We start from the raw sequence: 19843 nt of genomic DNA, 5'->3' as shown, positions 1-19843 counted from the left end.
TCGCCGATCTGTTCCAGGCGGCGCCCTGGCTCGGCGGCGTCGCGCTCGGCGGCCGCGGCCAGCATCGCGGCCTGGGCCTCGGCCCGCGCCAGGTCGAGGGCGTTGCGCTCGGCTTCCAGCGCGCGCTGGCGGCGCTCCTGCAGGATGGTGTCGGGGGTGCGGGTGTAGCGCACGGCCGAAGGGACGGGCGAAGCGACGGCTGAAGCCGTCGCGGAGCGGTCGGAGGGCCCCGGAACCGAGCGGGCGACGCCGCGCGGCCGGTCGATGTCCTCCGGCGTGATCGCGGCGGGCCGGCGCGGCGAGCGCACGAGCACGCCCGGCGAGGAGGCGGAGGCGTCGATCCGGCTCTCGGGCCGGGCGCCGTCGAGCATGTCGAGGGTCGCCCGGTCGTCGAAGATCTCGGCGGGCCAGGCATGGGCGAACACGGCATCCTGGCCGGCCCGCGAATCGGTCCAGCCGCCGGCATCCGGCTCGGCGCCGCGACCCAGCATCGCGTTCGGCGGCGTGAGCCAGCTCGGCGCCGGCCGGGTACCGGCGATGGCGTAGCTCGGGCGCTGCGGCCCGCCGACGAGGCGCCGCGTCAGGCTGGCCCGCAACGACATCAGCCGATGGGCCAGCGCGCCGAGCGTGAGGCTCGGGCGGTCGCCGCCGCGACTGGGGCGAGAGGGGTCGCGATGAGAATAGGGAGGCCGTCCCGATGCGCGCATGGGTTCTCAAAAACTCGAAACACGGAAGGCCGTCCCGCCCGGAACGGTCGATCCGAGTTAGGCCGAACGTCGTTAACAGAGCCTTGAAACCGGTCCGGCGCGGGCCGCTGGAGGGGCGGGCCGCCAGGCGGTAAGGTGGCGCGGAACTCCTCCCTCGCGCGGGTCGTGACGCCCTTGGCACCCACCCAACTCCCACGGGACTTCCGGTCCCTCTACGCCCAGGGCTTCGCCCGCGTGGCCGCCTGCACCGGGCGCAGCCATCCGGGGGACCCCGAGCGCAACGCCGACGCGATCCTGGCGCTGGCGCAAGACTGTCACCGGCAAGGCGTCGCGGTGGCCGTGTTCCCGGAACTCGCCCTCTCGGCCTACGCCATCGAGGACCTGCTTCTGCAGGCGACGCTGCTCGATGCGGTCGAGGCGGCGGCGGAACGGCTGATCGCCGCCTCGGCGGCCCTGCGCCCCCTCCTCCTCGTTGGTGCGCCCGTGCGCTGGCGCAACCGGGTCTACAACGCGGCGCTGGCGATCCAGGGCGGCCGCCTCCTCGGCATCGTCCCGAAGATCCACCTGCCGAACTACCGGGAGTTCTACGAGAAGCGCCACTTCGCCTCCGGCGCCGGCATCGCGGCCGAGACGGTGCGCTTCGCCGGGCACGCGGTCCCGTTCGGCGCCGACCAGCTGTTCGCGGCCGAGGACGTGCCGGGCCTGATCGTCGGCGTCGAGATCTGCGAGGACCTGTGGGTGCCCGACGCGCCGGGCATGCACGCCGCGCTCGCCGGCGCCACGGTGCTGGCGAACCTCTCGGGCAGCCCGATCACCGTCGGCCGCGCGGAGTCGCGCGCCCTGCTCTCGCGCGCCGCCTCGATGCGGGGCCTGTGCGCCTACATCTACGCCGCCGCGGGGCTCGGCGAATCCACCACCGACCTGTCCTGGGACGGGCAGACCAGCATCGACGAGAACGGCGTGCGGCTGGCGGAAGGGCAGCGCTTCGCCGCCGGGCCGGTGGCGACGTTCGCCGACATCGACCTCGACCTGCTGGCCCAGGAGCGCCTGCAGGCCGGCAGCTTCGACGACAACGCGCGGCCGGGCTCCCGCCCGGCCTACCGCCGGGCGTCGTTCCGCCTCGATCCGCCGACGGGCGACCTCGGGCTGATCCGGCGGATCGAGCGGTTTCCCTTCGTGCCGGCCGATCCGGCCCGCCTCGCGCAGGATTGCTACGAGGCCTACAACATCCAGGTCGCAGGGCTGGCCCAGCGCCTCGAGGCCACCGGCACCCGCAAGGCCGTGATCGGCGTCTCGGGCGGCCTCGATTCGACCCACGCCCTCATCGTGATCGCCAAGGCGTTCGACCGGCTCGGGTATCCGCGCTCGGACATCCTGGCCTATACCCTGCCGGGCTTCGCCACCTCGGAGGCGACGAAGGGGAACGCGCACGCGCTGATGCGGGCGCTCGACACCACCGCGGCCGAGATCGACATCCGACCCGCCGCGCGCCAGATGCTCGCCGATATGGGCCACCCCTACGCTGCGGGGGAGGCGGTCTACGACGTCACCTTCGAGAACGTGCAGGCGGGCCTGCGCACCGACTACCTGTTTCGGCTGGCCAACCACGCCGGCGCGATCGTCGTCGGCACCGGCGACCTGTCGGAGCTGGCGCTCGGCTGGTGCACCTACGGCGTCGGCGACCAGATGAGCCACTACGCCGTCAACGCCGGGGTGCCCAAGACCCTGATCCAGCACCTGATCCGCTGGACGATCGCCTCGGGCCAGTTCGGCACGGAGGAGGGGCGCGTGCTCAGCGCGGTGCTCGACACCGAGATCTCGCCCGAGCTGGTGCCCGCCGAGGCCGACGCGGCGCCGCAGAGCACCGAGGCCACGATCGGCCCCTACGCGCTGCAGGACTTCACGCTGTTCTATACGCTGCGCCACGGCTTCCGGCCCTCGAAGATCGCGTTCCTGGCCCTGCATGCCTGGGGCGATGCGGCGGCCGGCGCCTGGCCGCCGGATTTTCCCGCCGACAAGCGCGTCGCCTACGGCCTGCCCGAGATCCGGCGCTGGCTCGGGGTGTTCCTGTCCCGCTTCTTCGGGTTCAGCCAGTTCAAGCGCTCGGCCTTGCCGAACGGGCCGAAGGTCTCCGCCGGGGGCGCCCTCTCCCCGCGCGGCGACTGGCGTGCGCCGTCCGACGGCTCGGCCCGGATCTGGCTCGACGAGCTGGAGCGCAACGTCCCCGAAACCGGATCGACACAAACCGGACAGAGTGTGTGATTAACCACACGGTCAAGCCGGATCGTCGGGTAAGACGGATCCGGCCAGAGGGGTCGGCTGAGCGGAGATTCTCCGATGCAGAGCTACAACCTGTTCCGCCTGAAGAGCGTCGAGGGACTGTGCTGCGCCGTTCCCGAGTCCAGCCGCGTCCCGAGCTTCCTCGGCGGCGGCCGCTGGACCTTCGGGGGCAAGCTCGACGAGAGCTCGGGTCTCCCCCTCGATTTCGACGGCCGCGCCGCGCAGACCGGGGTCCGCTTCAACGGCTTCTACCTGTTCCAGACCGTAGACCGGCGCTTTTTATAGGTGAGCCGGGCGGAGTCGGCGATCGCGGCGAGCATTCCTTAAGGGGCGCCGTGGGACGATCGAGCCTGAATTTTCGGTCCTGAGGCTCGTTTCATGTCGTCGGAGAATCGCAACGAGGTCCGGCAGAGGGTGTTCCTCAAGGGACGCATCCTGTTCAACAACGGCTCCTCGAGCATGGATTGCCTCGTGCGGGACTTCTCCTCGACGGGTGCGCGTCTCGTGCTCAGCGAGACCGCGACGCTGCCGGAGATGTTCGACCTCTTCATCCCGCAGAAGGAGCGGACCTACCGCTCGGCGATGCGCTGGCGGCGCGCCGACGGCGTCGGGATCACCTTCGCGGTCGAGACGCCCAAGGCCGCGCCGGCGGTGCCCGCCGCCGAACCTGCAGTGGACGAGACCTCCATCGCCTTCCTGCTCCGCCGCGTGAGCGAGCTCGAAGCCGAGAATGCGGCCCTGCGCCGGCTCCTAACCGGGGTGGCGCCGACCGGTGCAGCGACCGCCGCCTGAGGCCTCAGCCCTTCAGGGCGTCGCGGATCCGCTGGGCGTGGTCCGCGAGCACCGCCGGATCGGCCATCCCGCCCTCGTGGCGCTGGAGCGGCACGCCCTCGAAGCGGGGCACGACGTGGACGTGGAGGTGGAACACCGTCTGCCCCCCGGCCACCTCGTTGAACTGGAACACCGTCAGCCCGTCCGCCTTGAACGCCGCCTTCACCGCCCGTGCGACCGTCTGCACGCTGGCGGCGAGCGCGGCGAGCGAAGTGGGCTCGGCGTCGAGCAGCCCGCGCGCGGGCGCTTTCGGGATCACCAGGGTGTGGCCGGGGCCCTGAGGCATCACGTCCATGAAGGCCAGCGTGTCGGCGTCCTCGTAGACCCGGTGCGCCGGAATCTCGCCGCGCAGGATCTTCGCGAAGATGTTGTCGGCGTCGTAGGTCGTATCCGGCATGCAGGCACCCGTGGTTGCGGCATCCAGGATGCACCGGCCCGCCTCCGGCGTCCACGCCGCCGGAACTCCCCGGCGGTCCATGCGCTTGTGGTCGGATCGCTGCGGCCCAGCTGCGATCCGACCCGGCGATCGGACAGGACCCCACACGCATGGCACATGAGAGCACCGGCGCCATCTACACCGCCGCCGGCGCCAACCTCGCCATCGCCGTGGCGAAGTTCGTCGGCGCCTTCCTCACCGGCTCGACCGCCATGCTGGCCGAGGGCGCGCATTCGGTGGTGGACACCGCCAACCAGATCCTGCTGCTCGTCGGCCTGAAGCGCGCAAAGAAGCCGGCGGATGCCAAGCACCCGTTCGGCTACGGCCGCGAGGTTTACTTCTACGCCTTCATCGTCGCGCTGCTGATCTTTCTCGGCGGCGGCATCTTCGCGATCTACGAGGGCGCCCACAAGATCCGACACCCCGAGCCGGCGGCCGACGCGAGCCTGTTCGGCTACCCGCTGCCGGGGTTCTGGGTGAACGTCGCCATCCTCGGCTTCTCGGTCGCGGCGGAGGGCTACTCCTGCTTCGTCGCGATGCGCGCGTTCTGGGCCGAGAAGGGCGACCGCTCGCCGCTCAGCGCGATCCGGCGCAGCAAGGACCCGGCGCTGTTCACCATCCTGGTCGAGGACGTCGCCGCCCTGATCGGCCTGGTCATCGCGTTGACCGGCGTGGTGCTGGCGCACGTCCTCGACAGGCCGGCCCTCGACGGATGGTCGTCGGTCGGCATCGGCCTCGTGCTGGTCGGGATGGCGATCTTCCTGATGATCGAGACCCACGGGCTGCTGATCGGCGAGGCCGCCGACCCCGAGGTCGTCGCGGCGATCCAGGAGGTGGTCGGCGCGGAAGCGGGGGTGAACACCGTCAACGAGGTGCTGACCCAGCACATGGGCCCATCCGACATCCTGGTGAACGTCAGCCTCGACATGGCCGACGACCTCAGCGCGGGCGAGGTCGAACGGGTCTCGGCGCGCCTCGACCGCGACCTGAAGGCCCGCGTCCCGAACGTGACCCGCGTGTTCATCGAGGCGCAGGCGCGCGCGGCATCCGTACCCGCGATGGGCAGGGTCGCCGCTGAGGCGACGGCCGGCTGACGGTCCGGGAAAAGGTCGGGTGCGACCTACCGGGGCACGTGCCCGATCTGCTGCAGGCTCAGCGCCCAGGTCCGCTCCTGCACGCGCTCGTCGCGGCTGTGGCGCGACGACCCCGTCTCGCGGCTGCGCGCGAAGTAGCGGCCGCTCACGCCCTCGACCGCTGGCGCGGTCGCCACGTGCAGCGTCGTCGTCGCGCCCTCGGCGGGCTTGGTGAGGAACGGCCGGATCAGGTTCCAGGCGAAGCCGAACGCGCCCCCGGTGTACTTGGCGAAGCCGGTATCGATCACCCCCGGATGCAGGGCGTTCACCGTGACGGGCGTGCCGGCGAGGCGGCGGGCCAGCGCGTAGGTGAACAGCACGTTGCCGAGCTTGGCCTGCGCATACGCCCGCATCGGGCCGTAGGAACGTTCGGCCTGGAGATCGTCGAAGGCGATGCGGCCGCGGGTGTGGGCGGCCGAGGCCACGTTGACGATCCGCGACGCGGCACCTGGCCGGCCGGAAGCTTTCAGCAGGTCGAGGAGCTCGAGGGTGAGCAGCACGTAGCCGAGATGATCGAGGGCCCAGGTGCGCTCCAACCCGTCGACGGTGACGAGGCGACGGTCGAAGATCGCGCCGGCGTTGTTCACCAGCACGTCGAGGCGCGGGTAGGCGGCACGGACTTCGCCCGCCAGACGCCGGATCTCGGCCTGCGACGAGAGGTCGGCGACGAAGGTGTCGACCGCCCCCCCGGGCACCGCGGCAGAAATCGCGCGCGCCGAGGCGGAGACCTTCCCCGCGTCCCGGCCGACGATGCCGACCCGGGCGCCGGCCTTCGCCAGCCCCAGGGCGGTCTCGTAGCCGATCCCTGAGGTGGCGCCGGTGACGAGGCAGGTGCGCCCGTTCAGGACGGCGCCCGGCCGCGTATCCGAGGCCACCGTCCGGGCCTCAGAACACCGCCTGCCCGACGGCGAAGGCGATGACCACGATGACGATGGCGATGACCAGGAAGATGCCGAACAGGATGCGGGCGAGCGATCCGGCGCCCGAGGCGATCCCGGTGAAGCCGAGGCCGCCGGCGATCACCGAGACGACGAAGCAGATGAGGGCCCATTTGAGAAGGGTCATGCCGAACACTCCGGAACGAACCGGCGAACGGCCGGCAGGGAAGGCGACCGATCAATGCGGGCCAAGCTCAACCGTTCCCGCCCGCGCGCGCGTTCGATCCGTTATTTCTCGCCCTCGATTCGCGTCTCGTCCTTCGCCGGCTCGGCGCGCGCGAGCATGATCTCGGCGAGCGTGTGGTACAGCCCGGTGCGGCAGACCGTCTTCGAGGCGGCGTCGGCCAGCACCGCCGCGATCATCAGCGGGATCATCATCGCGTGGTCCTGGGTCATCTCGGTGACGATGACGAAGGCGGTGATCGGCGCCTGCAGCACGCCGGCCAGGTAGGCGACCATGCCGGTGAGCACCAGCGCGCCGATCGGCACGCCCGGGAAGACGTCCTGCAGCATGCCCCCGAGGCCGGCCCCGACCGCGAGCGAGGGCGCGAACAGGCCGCCGGGGATCCCGCTGATCGCCGACAGGGCGGTGGCGCAGAACTTCAACGGCGCGAAGTCGAGCCGCGCCGCGGAATCGCCGTGCAGCAGCGCCTTCGCCTCCTCGTAGCCGGTTCCGTAGACCGACCCGCCCGAGGCGAGCCCGGCGAGCGCGACGCCGAGGCCGCAGAGACCCGCGAAGGCGATCGGATGCCGGGCGATCCAGCGGCCTGCGCGGCCCGGCAGCCCGCGCGCGAACAGGATGACGAGGCGGCTGAACACGCCGCCGGCGAAGCCGCCCGCCGCTCCGAGGACGACGACGACGAGCCAGCCCTTGCCGAGCGGCAGCGTCACGTCGCTGGTCCCGAAATAGGTGTAGTTGCCGACGAGCCAGAGCGAGGTGAGGCCGGCCGCGACGATGCCGGCGACGATCAGGCCGGACGAGCGCGGCTCGTAGGCGCGGCCGAGCTCCTCGATCCCGAAGACGATGCCGGCCAGCGGCGTGTTGAAGGCGGCCGCGACGCCGGCCGCACCGCCGGCGAGGATCAGGCCGGGCAGCCGGTCCGGCGTCAGGCGCCCGACCGCGGCCATGATCGCCGCGCCGACCTGCACCGTCGGCCCCTCGCGGCCCGAGGAGGCGCCGCAGGCGAGCCCCAGCGTCATCACCACGATCTTGCCGAAGGCGACGCGGAGCGAGATCAGCCGGTGGCGAAAGCCCGGATCGCGGGTGTGGCGCGCCGCGATCACCTGCGGGATGCCGGAGCCCTGCGAGTTCGGGAACACCGTTCGCGCCAGCAGGGCGGCGAGCGCGAAGCCGGCGGGCGTCACGACGAGCGCCGCCAGCGGCGATACGCCGACGAGCGCCTTGAAGCCGACCTGCGCCGCGTCGGCGCATCGCGCCATCAGGACGGCGGCGAGGCCGACGCAGATGCCGCCGACCAGGAACAGCAGCCGTCCGCGCCAGAGCGGATAGGCCCCGATCGAGGCGCTGCGCAGGCGCGCGATCGACGCGCGGGTGCGGAAACGGGGCGGCATGGCGCGAGAACTCGACACGGACGGGGCACGCTCGCCTCGGCAAGTCGACCGGAGCCGGGTTGCGTCAGCCCCCGTGGCTTAAAGCATTTTCGAACGCGGTGAATGGCGGCTCGCGTGAGAAAAATGCGACTTCACGACAAGGAAGAGCATGTTCCCCGATCCGGTGATCTTGGAACATGCTCCCGCGAGGAGCTTGCTATGCCCCGAGGGGCAGGGCGGCTATTTCTCCGCCGCGCAGAGCGTCTCGACGGTCTTCACGTAGGACTTGGCATCGAACTTCTTGAGCGAGTTCTCGCTCTGATAGCGCACGGTGCCGAACACCTTGCGGCGTGCCCACGGGCGGTCGTGCAGGCCGTAGACCCAGGCGACGTTGGTGAACGAGTTCGCATCGCGCCCGTCGAGGAAGTAGCGGTTGTTGATCCGCAGCGTCCGCTCGAAGCCGACCTTCGGCGAGGGCGACCATTCGAGGATCTTCTTGCCCCAGTACATGCGCAGCTGGTTGTGCATGTAGCCGGTCTCGCGCATCTCGGCCTGAGCGGCGTTCCAGTAGCGGTCGTGGGTCTCGCCGGCCGCGAGCTGCGCTTCGGTGTAGCGGTAGGGCCGCGGATCGTCCGCGTGCTCGGCCAGCGTCTTCTGCGCCCAGTCCGGCACCGCCTTGGCGTAGTCGTCGTAGCCGTCGGTGTAGAACACGTGGTTGGAGGCGAGCTCGCGCCGGACGATCAGCTCCTCGAGATACGCCCCGCGGTCGTCGCCGTCGCCGTCCTTGGCTGCGCGCACGGCGAGCGCGATCTCCACCGGCGAGATCTGGCCGAAATGCAGGTAGGGGCTCATGTGCGAGGCGGCCGCCGCCTCGGGCCGGTTGCGGCCGTTGCCGTAGCCGGACAGCCCGTCCGCCAGGAACGCCTTCAGGCGCTTGCGGGCCTGGGTCTCGCCGCCGACGAAGCGCTTCACCGGTGCGATCTCGGTGTCGAGGCTCATGCCGGCCAGGACCTTCATCGGGTCGGACACGTCGATCTCGCTCGCGAGCTTCAGGCCGTCGGCCCCGTGCGCGACCTTGCGGGCCGAGAGCGGCTCCAGGAAGTCGTCCCAGAGCTTGTGCAGCTTGGGCCGAAGCGTGCGGGCGGCGAACTCGTGCTTGGAGGAGGCGACCTCGACCGGCACCACGACGTCGCCCTCGACCTGGACGACGCGGGCCTCGACCGCCTTCGCGATCTCGCCGTACCAGCGCTTCTGGATCGCGAGGTAGCCGCGATCGAGCACGAGGAGCGCTGCGTCGCGGGCGAGGTCGATGGCGATCTCGGCGGGCGAGGCCTTGCGCATCACGAAGCCGACGCCGCGCTTTTCGAGCCCAGACTTCGCATCGGCGAGCCCCTGCAGCAGGAAGGCGTAGTGCCGGGCGTTGGCCTCGGGGAACCCGCTGGCGCCGTCGAGGAGCCCGAAGCAGGCCACCACCGGCAGGCCGAGACGGTTGCCCTCCTCGATCGCGAATTCGAGCGCCGGATTGTGATGCGCCCGGTTCGCCTGCTGCAGCAGGTAGAGCACGTAGGTTCCGCCCTGCCGCGGTGCGGCATCGTTGAGGACCCGGAAGCGCTTTTCGTGAATCGCCATGTCGTCGCGTCGTCCCCGTCCGGCTCGCATCGCGGAACCGTGTCGGCTCAGCTAGAGCGTGGAGCGCGATCGTCCCGCTGCGCGCGAGACGCGATCGCAAGCGGTCCCGCCCGCTTCGATGCTCCGGCGGGGGTGCTAAAACCTGTTCCTAGTCATAGACTTACCGATTATCGACCGGCGGCAGCCCGGCCATCGAAGGCCGAAAAACGGGTGCGCGCGCCTGCGACATTTTCAACACATGCCGCGATCGACCCGAGCCGGCCTGCGAGAAACGACAGGATCACTGACCGAAACCCCTTGCATTTCCGATCGGGAGGATCAGATTGTGCAGCGCGGGACGGCGATGGCGTCGCGGTCCTGTTGCCCTTCTTGGGCGTTTCCTCCCTAGACTTCGGGCCGCTCCTTCGGGAGTGGCCTTTTTTCTTGGGCGCGGTCGTCACGAGGCGCTGCGCCCGACGGTTGTGGTGGATCTGTCACCCGTCGCGCCGCGCCGACACCCCCGCCCCCTGGCCTCCCGCCGAGACCCGCCGCAGACTGCGCCCGCAGGCGCCGGAAGTGCGCCGCCGGGAGGAGATCCACATGCCTAAGCTCGGCGAGACGCTGGCGGTCGGGCTGTTCTGGGCCGCGACGGCGGTCGGTCCGTGCGGTGCCGTCGAGGTGCCGACCTTCGAGGTCGACCCGGCCTGGCCGAAGCCGCTGCCGAACGACTGGATCATGGGGCAGGCGGCCGGCGTCGCGGTCGATGCCCAGGACCATGTCTGGGTGGTCCAGCGCCCGCGCACGCTCACCGACGACGAGAAGGCGGCGAGCCTCGATCCGCCGCGGACCAAGTGCTGCAAGCCGGCGCCCCCGGTCCTCGAGTTCGACCAGGCCGGCACGGTGCTGCGCTCCTGGGGCGGGCCGGGGCAGGGCTACGACTGGCCCGAGAACGAGCACGGCATCCAGGTCGATCCGAAGGGCTTCGTCTGGATCGCCGGCAACGGCGCGAACGACGGGCAGCTGCTCAAGTTCACCGTCGACGGGCGGTTCGTGATGCAGATCGGCAAGTCCGGGCCGCAGACCGACAGCCGCGACACCAGCCGGCTCGGCAAGCCCGCCAACGTCGACTTCGACGCGGCCGCCAACGAGGTCTACGTCGCCGACGGCTACTACAACCACCGCATCATCGTGTTCGATTCCGAAACCGGGGCGTTCAAGCGCATGTGGGGCGCCTACGGCCGGCCGCCGACCGACGACAAGCTGCCGCCCTACGATCCCGCCGCCGCCCCGTCGCAGCAATTCGCCAACCCGGTCCACTGCGTGAAGATCGCACGCGACGGGCTCGTCTACGTCTGCGACCGGACCAACGACCGCATCCAGGTCTTCAGGAAGGACGGCAGCTTCGTGAAGGAGATGTTCGTCGAGACCAACACCCGCGCCAACGGCTCGGTCTGGGAACTCGCCCTATGGCCCGATGCCGACGAGAGCTTCCTCCTCAACGCCGACGGGGCGAACAACGAGGTCCGCACCCTGTCGCGCGCCACCGGGAAGACCCTCGGCGCCTTCGGCCGCAACGGGCGCGGCGCCGGGCAATTCCACTGGGTCCACAACCTTGCCGTCGACTCGCGCGGGAACGTGTTCACGACGGAGGTCGACACCGGCAAGCGCGCGCAGAAATTCCTCGCCTACGGCACCTTCGTGCTGCGCAAGCGCACGCCCTGACCGCCGGACGCGCCCGCCGCGCGTTCACGGCCGCTTTCTCGCGCGGATCCGTGCGATACTGTCGCCGGATACGAGGCTGGAAGAACCGTGAGCACGATGGACCCCTTCGGCGACCGAACCGTGCCGGCTCCGCTGGCCAAGCGCCGCGTCCTGCTCGTCGAGGACGACGACTTCATCGTCTCCGACCTAGCGCGCAGCTTCGAGGCGGGGGGCGCCGAGGTGGTCGGGCCGGCCGCCACCGTCGCCGACGGCCTGACGCTGCTCGCCGAGACGCGCCACCTCGATGCCGCCGTTCTCGACATCAACCTGCAGGGCGAGATGGTCTTTCCGCTGGCCGACGCGCTGGCGGCACGCGGCATCCCCTTTGTCTTCGCGACCGGCTACGACCGGGAGATGGTGCCGCCGCGCTACGCCGACGTCGCCCATTGCGAGAAGCCGGTGGAACCGGGCGCGATCGCCCGCGCGCTGTTCGGGGCCTGACCGTCCGATCCAAACAACCTACGCGTCGAGCCCGTCCTCGTCCGCCGACGGGTCGTGCACGATGCCGATCCTCGGCACCAGAGCGAAGCGGATCGCGCAGCGCAGGCCGCCGGGAGCGTAGGCCAGGCTCGTCTTCGCGCCGAACTCGTAGCGCAGCGTGTGCTCCAGCATCTCGGTGCCGAAGCCGCAGCGCGCGGGCTCGGCCGGCAGGTCGTGCAGCCCGGTCTCGGTCCAGGTGAGCGACAGGATCGGTGCCGCCGCGCCGGGCTCCAGGCGCCAGGCGACGGCGATGCGGCCGTCGGGGATCGTCAGCGCCCCGTATTCCATCGCGTTGTTGGCGAGCTCGTGGGCGGCGAGCGCGAACACCTCGGCGGCGCGGGGCGCCAGCAGAACCTTCGGCCCCTCGATCGCGACCTGCTCGCCCTCGCGGGCGAGGAGGGCCAGCAGCTCGTCGGCGAGGATCGAGTGCAGGTCGATGCCGCAGAACGCAGCGGTGATCCCCGCGCTCTGCACGCGGGCGATCGCCCCGAGGCGGCCGTCGAGGCGCATCAGGCACTCCTCGACGCTGCGATCGGTGTCCGCCGAGCGCCGGATGATCGCGCGGATCATCGCCAGGGTGTTGCGGGTCCGATGGAGGACCGCGACCATCGCCGGTGCGGTCGAGGTCGCCGGCGGCGACCCGAGGTCGAGCCCGGCCGCGCCGAGGTGCCGACGCAGGGCTGCGTTCTCGGCCTCGAGCGCGGCGATCCGACCGTCGATGGTCATCGGGCCCCGGTCCCTGCGAAGCGGTCGCTTCGTTCCGGGGCAGCTTGGCAGGTCTCGGCGTCCGGTGCGAGGCCGACCTCAGTTCGCATCGAGATGCGCGCCCTCGTGATCGAGGTGGAGGTATCCGGGGTCGAACAGGGCGAGCGCCATAAGCGCCGGCAGGTCGTGGATCGTCACGCGTCGGCCCTTCCAGGTGATCTGGCCCGCGCCGCGCAGCTCCTGGAGGGTTCGGTTCACGTGGACGCTCGACAGGCCGAGGGTGTCGGCAAGGTCGGCCTGCGTCACCGGCAGGTCGTAGGCCGTCCCCTCGGTGAGGCCGACCGCGCGCAGGCGCAGATACAATTCGCAGAGCAGGTGGGCAAGGCGCTCGACGGCCGAGCGCTGCCCGAGGCTGACGGTCCATTCCCTTTGAACGGCGGCGTTGTGCAGCATCTCCCACCACAGCGTCTCGGCGATGCGGGGCGAGGCCGCCGTCATGCCCTCGATGGTCTCCTGCGTGATCCGGGCCAGCGTCACCGGCGTCAGGGAGGCGACGGCGTGATCCATGCGGCGCAGGGTGAAGATGTGCGGGTCGCAGAGGTCGCCCGGCAGGAAGAACGCGATGATCTGCCGGCGCCCGTCCTGCAGCTGCTTGTAGCGGCAGGCCCAGCCTTCCAGGACGAGGTTGACGGCCCGCGGCTCGTCGCCCTCGTTGATGATGTCCTCGCGCGCGCCGAGCCGGCGGAGGTTCTGGGCGGTCGCGTCGGAGAGCGCCTTCCGATCCGCCAGGGAGAAGCGGGTGAAGTTCTCCAGCTTCCGAATGAAGGGATTGGTCATGCCGTCTCGAACCTGGCCGCCGCGCAGGCCGCGCCGGTCACGCCGCCTGACGGATACAGGTGTAACCTCTTGACGCTACAACTCATAGGGGCATCTCGATGCGGCAACGGACGCCGTCCGTCCCGAGCTCGAATCGGGCCTGGGCGCGAAGGCTGTAGCTCAGGGCCTTCTCGATCAGGTCGCGCCCGAAGCCGCGGCGCTCGGGCGCGGCCGGCATGACGACGCCGCTCTCGATCCAGTCGAGGACGAGCAGCCGCCCGCCGGCGGGACTCGCGCCCAAGGTCCATCCGATCGCCAGGCGCGCCTCTGCCTGCGCCAGGGCACCGTGCTTGACCGCGTTGGTGGCCAGCTCATGCAGCGCGAGGGCGAAGGTCTGGACGTGCTCGAAGTCGAGGGCGACGGCCGGCCCCGAGACGGTGATCCGGTCGTTCTCCTCGCCGCCATGCGCACGCAGCTCGAGCCGCACCAGCTCGGCGAGGTCGACCGCACCGCTGTCGGAGCGGCCGAACAGGCCCTGCACCCGGCCGAGCGCCTTCAGCCGCTCGGCATAGCCCTCGACCGCCGGCCCGGTCCCGAGGGTCTGGCGGGCGATCGACTGGACCACCGCCAGGAGGTTGCGCGTCCGGTGCTGCAGCTCCGCGACCAGGACGCGCTGGCTCATCTCGGCGCGGGCGAGCACGGTGACGTCCATGAAGCTGACGACGACGCCCTCGATCCGGTTCTCGCCGTTCCGGTAGGGCGCGAGCCGCACCAGGAAGCGTGCGGCGTCCTTGCCACGGTCGATCTGCCGCTCGATCGTGTCGCTGCCCCGCATGATCGCGGCGACGTCCTCGGCGAGGTTCGGCAGCGTCAGCCGGCCGGCGAAATCGGTGATCGGGCGGCCGCGGTCGCTCGGCAGGATGTTGAAGATCTCCGTCACCGCCGGGGTGTAGCTGCGGATCACCAGCTTCGCGTCCAGGAACACCGTCGCGATGTCGGTGCTGGCGAAGAGGTTGTGCAGGTCGGTGTTGGCGCGGTCCAGCGCCTCGACCTTGCCGTTCAGCTCGGCGTTGACCGTGTAGAGCTCCTCGTTGACCGATTGCAGCTCCTCCTTCGAGGCCTCCAGCTCCTCGTTGGTCGATTGCAGCTCCTCGTTGACCGAGACCAGCTCCTCGTTGGAGGATTTCAGCTCCTCCAGCGCGGTCTCGTACTCCTCGATCAGCGATTGCAGGCGCTCGCGGGTCTCGCGCAGCTCGCGCTCGAGCTGGAGCGCGACCTCGTCCTGGGCCGAGACCGAGCGCTTCTGCGCCGCCTCGCGGCTGATCGACGGCCCCTCGTCGCTGAACAGCACCAGGAACAGCGGTTCCTCGGAGCGCTGCGCCACCAGGGGCTCGACGGTCACGGTGACGATCTGCACGCGGCCGTCGTCGCCCTCCACGACGAGTCCCTCGCGCACCGCCTGGGCGTTGGTGTCGACCGCCTCGCGGAACGCCGCCCGGAGCTCGAGCCTGAGGCCCTTGCGCGCCATCGTCAGGAGCTGGCGGGTGGGAAGGCCCGGCGCCGCCTCGAGGTACTTGCCGGTCCGGTTCGAGTAGTAGACCACGTCGCCCTGGCGGTTGACGGCGACGTGGGGCGGCGAGAACCGCTCGAGAACCTGCACCTCGACCGAATGGCGAAGCGCCAGGCTGCTGCTGCCCGACTGACGCGGCCGCAGATCTCCGATCTGGGACATCGCGCGCAATCCGCTGAGGGCGAGCGGAACGCGCGGCTCCGTCGCGTGGTCGGCGCGGCTGCGGAAGATGCGGTGCTTCTTGTCGATCGGCGCGAACAGGTCGGCGAACTGGCTCAGGTTCTCCGACATGCCGAGGAAGAGGAAGCCGCCGGGCTTCAGCGCGTAGTGGAAGGTCGGCAGCACCTGGTTCTGGATGCTGAGCCCGAAATAGATCAGCAGGTTCCGGCACGAGACCATGTCGAGCCGCGAGAACGGCGGGTCGCGGATGACGCTGTGGGGCGAGAAGATGCACAGGTCGCGCACCGGCTTGATCAGCACGAAGCTCGCCCCGTCCCGCACGAAGAAGCGGCGGCGGCGCTCGGGCGAGACGCCGTCGAGCAGCTGCTCCGGATAGCGGCCGGTCCGCGCGACGCCGAGGGCGTGCTCGTCGATGTCGGTGGCGAAGATCTGCACGCGGCAGACCGCGCTCAGCGTCTCCATGTGCTCCAGCATCAGGATCGCGAGCGAGAACACCTCCTCGCCGGTGGCGCAGCCCGGCACCCAGACCCGGACGGTCTGGTCGGCGCCGCGGCCCTCGAAGAGCTTCGGGATGACGCTCTCGCTCAGGACGGCGAAGGCGTCGGCGTCGCGGAAGAACGTGGTCACGTTGATCAGGAGGTCGCGGAACAAGGCCGAGACCTCGGCCGGATCCCGGCGGAGCCGCTCGACGTAGGCGGCGACGGCCTCGACCTGGAGGATCTGCATCCGGCGCTGGACCCGGCGCAGGAAGGTCTTGGTCTTGTAGCCGCCGAAATCGTGCCCGACCTGGGCGCGCAGGATCGCGTAGATCTCGCCGCGCAGCGCGTCGGGAGACCGGCCGGCCTCGTCGGGACCGCCGCCGGCCAGGATCGCATCGGTCATCGACAGGCTTCGGCGGTAGGCGACGAGCTTGTCGCCCATCTCGTGGGAGGGAACGCCGAAATCGACGTACCCGGTCGCGATCGCGCTGGAGGGCATCTCCGGGTGCTGCGGCCCGTCGCCGTTGGCGACCTGGGCCAGCGTGATGCCGCCGTGCTCCTTGATCGCCTTGATGCCGAGCGTCCCGTCCGAATCGCCCCCCGACAGGATGACGCCGCCGGAATACTCGCCCTGGTCGGCCGCCAGGGCGCTGAGGAAGATGTCGACCGGGTGCCGCTCGCGCTGGTCGGCGCCTTGGCGCTGCACGACGAGGATCCCGTTGCGGATGCCGACGACGGCATCGGCCGGCAGGACGTAGACGTGGTTCTCCGCGACCGCGTGGCCGTCGGCGGCCACCTCGACCGGCAGGTCCGTGAACCGCGAGACGATCTCGTGGAGGACGCTCTCGCGCCACGGGCTCAGATGCGTCACGATGACGATCCCGAGCCCCGGCAGGCTCGGCATGCCGCGGAAGAAGCCCTCCAGCGCCTCGATCCCGCCGGCGGAGACCCCGACGCCGACGATCAGGCAACGCCCGGAGCGCTCCGGCACGTCGTCGAAGGTCTCGGGAACGAGATTGTCATCGGGCATTATCGAACGCTGTTCCGCGACAGTTTCGGTGCGATCCCGCGACGGCTTGGGACTTGCAGCCGCGGGCAAACCTCCGAGGATCGCAATCTTGCCACGAAAACCGAAACCGCGGCACCGCGCTTATCCGCGCGCCCGCGCACGGATCATGAAATTGTCGTAGGTATACTCCGCCACCTGAAACCAGAGATATTCCTCGTTGCGGAAGGTCTTCATCGCTTCGTAGATGCGGCGGAAGTCCGGGTTCTTGCCCGCGATCTCGGCGTAGACGTCGTTGGCGGCCTTCAGCGCCGCCTCCATCACGTCCTGCGGGAACGGGCGGAGCTGCGCCCCGGTCGCCACCAGCCGGCGGAGCGCACCCGGGTTGCGGGCGTCGTACTTGGCCTGGACGTCCGCGGCGACCTCGGCCGAGGCCGCCTGGAGGATCGCCCGGTAGGGCTTGGGCAGCGCCTTCCACGTCTCGGCATTGAGCCAGAAGTGCAGCATGGCGCCGCCCTCCCAGAATCCGGGATAATGGTAGATCGGCGCGGCCTTCTGCAGGCCGAGGCGCTCGTCGTCGTAGGGGCCGATCCACTCGGCGGCGTCGAGGCGCTTGGCCTCGAGCGCGGCCGCGATCTCCGGCCCCGGGACCGCCTGCGGCACGGCGCCGAGCTTGGCCAGCACCTGCGCCCCGAGGCCGCCGATGCGGATCTTCAGGCCCTGGAGGTCGGCGACCGTCTTGATCTCGCGCCGGAACCAGCCGCCCATCTGGGCGCCGGTGTTGCCCCCCGGCAGGCTCGCCAGGCCGTTCTTCGCGAGCAGGTCGGCGAACAGGTCGTTGGCGCCGCCGGCGAGCCACCACGCGTTCTGGCCGCGGGCGTTGAGGCCGAAGGGCAGCGCGGTCGCGAGCGCGAGCGTCGGATCCTTGCCGGCCGCGACGGTGGCCGGCCCGTGACCCATCTCGACGGTGCCGGCCGCGACCGCATCGAGAAGCCCGTCGGCCGGCACCGGCTCGCCGGGACCCGTCACCTGGATCGCGAAGCGGCCGTCGGTCGCCTCGCCGACGATGCGGGCGAGCGTCTCGGACGCGCCGAACAGGATGTCGAGGTTCTTCGGGAAGGCCGAGGCGAGCCGCCAACGGACCTCGGGACCGCCCTGGGCCGGGGTGGCGGCAAGTGCTGGGGAAGCAAGAGCGGGGGAGGCGAGGGCGGCTCCGAGCCCAGCGGTGAGGAGCGCACGTCGCTTCACGGTCGTCATGGCACCTCCCTCGGCATCGGCTGCGATCCCGCGGCCCCTAGCACGTCCGGTGCGGGTCTCGAAACCGTCGACGTGCCGTGCTAGGCCCCGCCGTCGTGACACCCGCCTCCATCACCCTCCACACCGTCTGCGGACTGGAAGAGCTTGCGCGCCACGGCGACCGCGGCGTCGACCGGGTGCTGTCGCTGCTGGATCCGGGCACGCCGGAGCCGGCGGACTTCGCCGCCTACGGCCCCCATCGGCGCACGACCCTGCACTTCCACGACTGCCTCGGACCGGGCGAGGGGCTCGTCCCGCCGGAGCCCGAGCACGTCGCCGCGATCCTGGCCTTCGGGCGCGACCGCGAGGCGGGACCTGCCGCGCATCTCCTCGTCCACTGCCATTACGGCCTGTCGCGCTCGACCGCGGCGCTGCTGATCCTGATGAGCGACGCCGAGCCGGAGACCGACGCCGAGGTCCTGGTCCGGCGCCTGCACGCGATCCGCGAGCCGGCCTGGCCGAACGCGCGGATGATCGGCTTCGCGGACGCGATGCTCGACCGTCGGGGCACGCTCGACGCGGCGGTGCGGTGCCTGCACAAGCTTCAGCTCGGCGTGCGCCCGCACCTCGCCGAATTGCTGCGCGGCCTCGGCCGCGGGCCCGAGGTCGACGCCGCCGAGGCCGCCTGAGCGGACGGGCTACTTCGGCGCGGGGGTGAAGACGCCGTCCTTCCAGACGTAGAGCACGTAGCCCTGAGCGGTGACGTCGCCCTTTCCGTCGAAGCCGACCGTCCCGAGCACGAGGTCGAAGCGCTCGGCGTGCAGCGTCGCGGCGATGCGCCTGGGGTCCTGCGTGTGGGCGAAGTTGGCCGCCGCGACCAGCGCCTGCAGCGCGGCATAGCCGTAGATCGTCGAGCCCGTCGGGTCGCCGCCCTCGGCCTTGAACGCCTTCACCACCTCGGCCGCCGCCGGCTGGCGGCTCGGGTCGAGGTAGAAGGTCATCAGCACGCCGTTGCTCGCCCCGCCGGCGATCTTGGCGAAATCCGGCGTGGCGATCGCGGAGGTGCCGAACCATTGCGGCCGGAAGCCGCGCTCGGCCGAGATCCGCACGAGCCGGCCCATCTCGGCGGCGTCGCCGCCGTAATAGGCGACCTCGATGCCGGCCGCCTTCAGCCGGTCGGCCAAGGCCGCGTCGTCGGCATCGCTCGGCGAGAAGGCGGAGAGCAGCGCCTCGTTGATGCCGATGCGGTTGAGGTTGTCCTTGGTCGCCGTGGCGAGCGCGCGCGCGGCCGGCGTCAGATCCTGGAGCAAGGCGATCTTGCGGTCGCGGAAGCGCTCGGCCAGCACGATCGCCGAGAGGCGCGCCTGGTCGTCGTCGCGGCCGCAGACGCGGAAGATCGTCGGCAGACCGCGATCGGTCAACCTCGCCGAGACCGAGGCCGCGGTGATCATCGCGACGCCGTTCTGGCTGTAGATCTCCGAGGCCGCAAGCGAGGCGTTCGAGCACACGTGCCCGACGACGAGGCCCACGTCGGACCGCACGAAGTGGTTGGCGACCGCCGTGGCGGTGTTGGAATCGCAGGCGTCGTCCTGCACGTCGAGGCGGATGGCCTGCCCGTCGAGGCCGCCCTTCGCGTTGGCGTCGCGGGCCGCCGCCTCGACGCCGCGCAGCACCTGCTCGCCGACCGAGACGTAGGCGCCCGAGCGCGGGACCGCGACGCCGACCACCACGTCGGCGCAGGCGGGAACCACGCTTAGCACCGCCAGCGCGAGGCCGGCACGGAGGCTGCGGATGCGGGACTGGGCCAGGGTCGGGTCGAACCGGGAAGCGCGTCCGATCGTCATCAGGCCCCTTCTCGGCATCGACGCACCTCCGGCACGGCAGCGGACCAAACACCGAGCCGCGTCCCGGACGGCCGCCTGTTTCCGGGAAAACCCGCGATCGGGCAAGTCGACCGGCGACGCATCGCGCACGGAGGCACCGCGTCGGGCGGGGAAAACGCCTACCGTGAGTAGGCGTAGACGGAGGCTGCGGATGCGACGGGGCCTGCGACGGTGGAGAAGACGCTGACGACCTTGGAGACTTCGGTGAAGGGGGCGTTGGAGACGTAGACGAGGTCGCGGTTT

Annotated in this window: 17 protein-coding genes and 2 pseudogenes; 7 read left to right on the top strand and 12 right to left on the bottom strand. The window is 70.9% G+C overall.

Going from position 1 to position 19843, the window contains the following annotated elements:
- Positions 1–602 (bottom strand): annotated as a pseudogene (locus FV227_RS22380) (DNA translocase FtsK); the annotation flags it as partial.
- Positions 603–872: 270 nt separating this feature from the next.
- Between FV227_RS22380 and FV227_RS22375 the strand changes: the two are divergent.
- The 3 genes from FV227_RS22375 (at position 873) to FV227_RS22365 (ending at position 3779) form a co-directional block, all read left to right on the top strand.
- On the top strand, positions 873–2969 hold the full coding sequence (locus tag FV227_RS22375) for an NAD(+) synthase (protein ID WP_147725615.1): 2097 nt from the start codon (positions 873–875) through the stop codon (positions 2967–2969).
- 75 nt (positions 2970–3044) lie between these two features.
- Positions 3045–3272 carry a hypothetical protein gene (locus FV227_RS22370; protein WP_147725599.1) on the top strand — a complete coding sequence of 76 codons (228 nt, stop codon included), beginning with the start codon at positions 3045–3047 and terminating at the stop codon, positions 3270–3272.
- A 93-nt stretch (positions 3273–3365) separates the two neighbouring features.
- Positions 3366–3779: a PilZ domain-containing protein gene (locus FV227_RS22365; protein ID WP_147725600.1), complete on the top strand. Its 414-nt coding sequence runs from the start codon at positions 3366–3368 to the stop codon at positions 3777–3779.
- Between the two features lie 4 nt (positions 3780–3783).
- On the opposite strand, the gene FV227_RS22360 is transcribed toward FV227_RS22365, so the two are convergent.
- Positions 3784–4215 (bottom strand): HIT family protein, encoded by a 432-nt coding sequence (locus FV227_RS22360; protein WP_147725601.1) that lies wholly within the window; start codon positions 4213–4215, stop codon positions 3784–3786.
- A 149-nt stretch (positions 4216–4364) separates the two neighbouring features.
- On the opposite strand from FV227_RS22360, the gene FV227_RS22355 reads away from it, so the two are divergent.
- A complete protein-coding gene (locus FV227_RS22355) occupies positions 4365–5348 on the top strand; it encodes a cation diffusion facilitator family transporter (protein ID WP_147725602.1) in 984 nt (327 codons plus the stop codon).
- Positions 5349–5374: 26 nt separating this feature from the next.
- Here the strand turns inward: FV227_RS22355 and FV227_RS22350 are convergent, their stop codons facing one another.
- The 4 genes from FV227_RS22350 to FV227_RS22335 all read right to left on the bottom strand — a co-directional run bounded on the left by FV227_RS22350 (position 5375) and on the right by FV227_RS22335 (position 9505).
- Complete coding sequence (locus FV227_RS22350) at positions 5375–6232, bottom strand: SDR family oxidoreductase (RefSeq protein ID WP_147859937.1); 858 nt, start codon at positions 6230–6232, stop codon at positions 5375–5377.
- Between the two features lie 40 nt (positions 6233–6272).
- Positions 6273–6452 (bottom strand): DUF1328 family protein, encoded by a 180-nt coding sequence (locus FV227_RS22345; RefSeq protein WP_147752961.1) that lies wholly within the window; start codon positions 6450–6452, stop codon positions 6273–6275.
- A gap of 101 nt (positions 6453–6553) precedes the next feature.
- Positions 6554–7897, bottom strand: coding sequence for a chloride channel protein (locus FV227_RS22340; RefSeq protein WP_147859935.1), 1344 nt, complete (start codon positions 7895–7897; stop codon positions 6554–6556).
- Positions 7898–8116: 219 nt separating this feature from the next.
- Positions 8117–9505: a deoxyribodipyrimidine photo-lyase gene (locus FV227_RS22335; protein WP_147725605.1), complete on the bottom strand. Its 1389-nt coding sequence runs from the start codon at positions 9503–9505 to the stop codon at positions 8117–8119.
- 579 nt (positions 9506–10084) lie between these two features.
- On the opposite strand from FV227_RS22335, the gene FV227_RS22330 reads away from it, so the two are divergent.
- Positions 10085–11206: a hypothetical protein gene (locus FV227_RS22330; RefSeq protein WP_243947399.1), complete on the top strand. Its 1122-nt coding sequence runs from the start codon at positions 10085–10087 to the stop codon at positions 11204–11206.
- Positions 11207–11302: 96 nt separating this feature from the next.
- Complete coding sequence (locus FV227_RS22325) at positions 11303–11686, top strand: response regulator (protein ID WP_147859936.1); 384 nt, start codon at positions 11303–11305, stop codon at positions 11684–11686.
- Between the two features lie 18 nt (positions 11687–11704).
- Here the strand turns inward: FV227_RS22325 and FV227_RS22320 are convergent, their stop codons facing one another.
- From FV227_RS22320 to FV227_RS22305, 4 genes are all read right to left on the bottom strand, one after another.
- Positions 11705–12451, bottom strand: coding sequence for a sensor histidine kinase (locus FV227_RS22320; RefSeq protein ID WP_147859934.1), 747 nt, complete (start codon positions 12449–12451; stop codon positions 11705–11707).
- Positions 12452–12529: 78 nt separating this feature from the next.
- Positions 12530–13267, bottom strand: a complete 738-nt coding sequence (locus tag FV227_RS22315) for a Crp/Fnr family transcriptional regulator (RefSeq protein ID WP_147725607.1) — start codon at positions 13265–13267, stop codon at positions 12530–12532.
- Between the two features lie 82 nt (positions 13268–13349).
- Positions 13350–16505 (bottom strand): CheR family methyltransferase, encoded by a 3156-nt coding sequence (locus FV227_RS22310; protein WP_147859933.1) that lies wholly within the window; start codon positions 16503–16505, stop codon positions 13350–13352.
- Positions 16506–16625: 120 nt separating this feature from the next.
- On the bottom strand, positions 16626–17738 hold the full coding sequence (locus FV227_RS22305; RefSeq protein WP_147725609.1) for an ABC transporter substrate-binding protein: 1113 nt from the start codon (positions 17736–17738) through the stop codon (positions 16626–16628).
- Positions 17739–17833: 95 nt separating this feature from the next.
- Here FV227_RS22305 and FV227_RS22300 point away from each other — a divergent pair, with 95 nt between their 5' ends.
- Positions 17834–18406: a protein-tyrosine-phosphatase gene (locus FV227_RS22300; RefSeq protein WP_147859932.1), complete on the top strand. Its 573-nt coding sequence runs from the start codon at positions 17834–17836 to the stop codon at positions 18404–18406.
- A 9-nt stretch (positions 18407–18415) separates the two neighbouring features.
- Here the strand turns inward: FV227_RS22300 and FV227_RS22295 are convergent, their stop codons facing one another.
- Positions 18416–19561: a branched-chain amino acid ABC transporter substrate-binding protein gene (locus tag FV227_RS22295; protein ID WP_147725610.1), complete on the bottom strand. Its 1146-nt coding sequence runs from the start codon at positions 19559–19561 to the stop codon at positions 18416–18418.
- A 158-nt stretch (positions 19562–19719) separates the two neighbouring features.
- Positions 19720–19843: pseudogene (locus tag FV227_RS30020) on the bottom strand (sugar transporter); the annotation flags it as partial.

Source organism: Methylobacterium sp. WL119, assembly GCF_008039875.1.
Classification (GTDB): domain Bacteria; phylum Pseudomonadota; class Alphaproteobacteria; order Rhizobiales; family Beijerinckiaceae; genus Methylobacterium.
Note: the sequence above shows the minus strand (reverse complement) of the source record. Positions and strands in the feature narration are given on the sequence as shown.

Bases quoted from the DNA above. Each gene is read 5' to 3' on its own strand.
- FV227_RS22370 (WP_147725599.1), top strand. From the start codon at position 3,045: ATGCAGAGCTACAACCTGTTCCGCCTGAAGAGCGTCGAGGGACTGTGC.
- FV227_RS22365 (WP_147725600.1), top strand. From the start codon at position 3,366: ATGTCGTCGGAGAATCGCAACGAGGTCCGGCAGAGGGTGTTCCTCAAG.
- FV227_RS22360 (WP_147725601.1), bottom strand. From the start codon at position 4,215: ATGCCGGATACGACCTACGACGCCGACAACATCTTCGCGAAGATCCTG.
- FV227_RS22355 (WP_147725602.1), top strand. From the start codon at position 4,365: ATGGCACATGAGAGCACCGGCGCCATCTACACCGCCGCCGGCGCCAAC.
- FV227_RS22345 (WP_147752961.1), bottom strand. From the start codon at position 6,452: ATGACCCTTCTCAAATGGGCCCTCATCTGCTTCGTCGTCTCGGTGATC.
- FV227_RS22340 (WP_147859935.1), bottom strand. From the start codon at position 7,897: ATGCCGCCCCGTTTCCGCACCCGCGCGTCGATCGCGCGCCTGCGCAGC.
- FV227_RS22335 (WP_147725605.1), bottom strand. From the start codon at position 9,505: ATGGCGATTCACGAAAAGCGCTTCCGGGTCCTCAACGATGCCGCACCG.
- FV227_RS22330 (WP_243947399.1), top strand. From the start codon at position 10,085: ATGCCTAAGCTCGGCGAGACGCTGGCGGTCGGGCTGTTCTGGGCCGCG.
- FV227_RS22325 (WP_147859936.1), top strand. From the start codon at position 11,303: ATGGACCCCTTCGGCGACCGAACCGTGCCGGCTCCGCTGGCCAAGCGC.
- FV227_RS22320 (WP_147859934.1), bottom strand. From the start codon at position 12,451: ATGACCATCGACGGTCGGATCGCCGCGCTCGAGGCCGAGAACGCAGCC.
- FV227_RS22315 (WP_147725607.1), bottom strand. From the start codon at position 13,267: ATGACCAATCCCTTCATTCGGAAGCTGGAGAACTTCACCCGCTTCTCC.
- FV227_RS22310 (WP_147859933.1), bottom strand. From the start codon at position 16,505: ATGCCCGATGACAATCTCGTTCCCGAGACCTTCGACGACGTGCCGGAG.
- FV227_RS22305 (WP_147725609.1), bottom strand. From the start codon at position 17,738: ATGACGACCGTGAAGCGACGTGCGCTCCTCACCGCTGGGCTCGGAGCC.
- FV227_RS22295 (WP_147725610.1), bottom strand. From the start codon at position 19,561: ATGACGATCGGACGCGCTTCCCGGTTCGACCCGACCCTGGCCCAGTCC.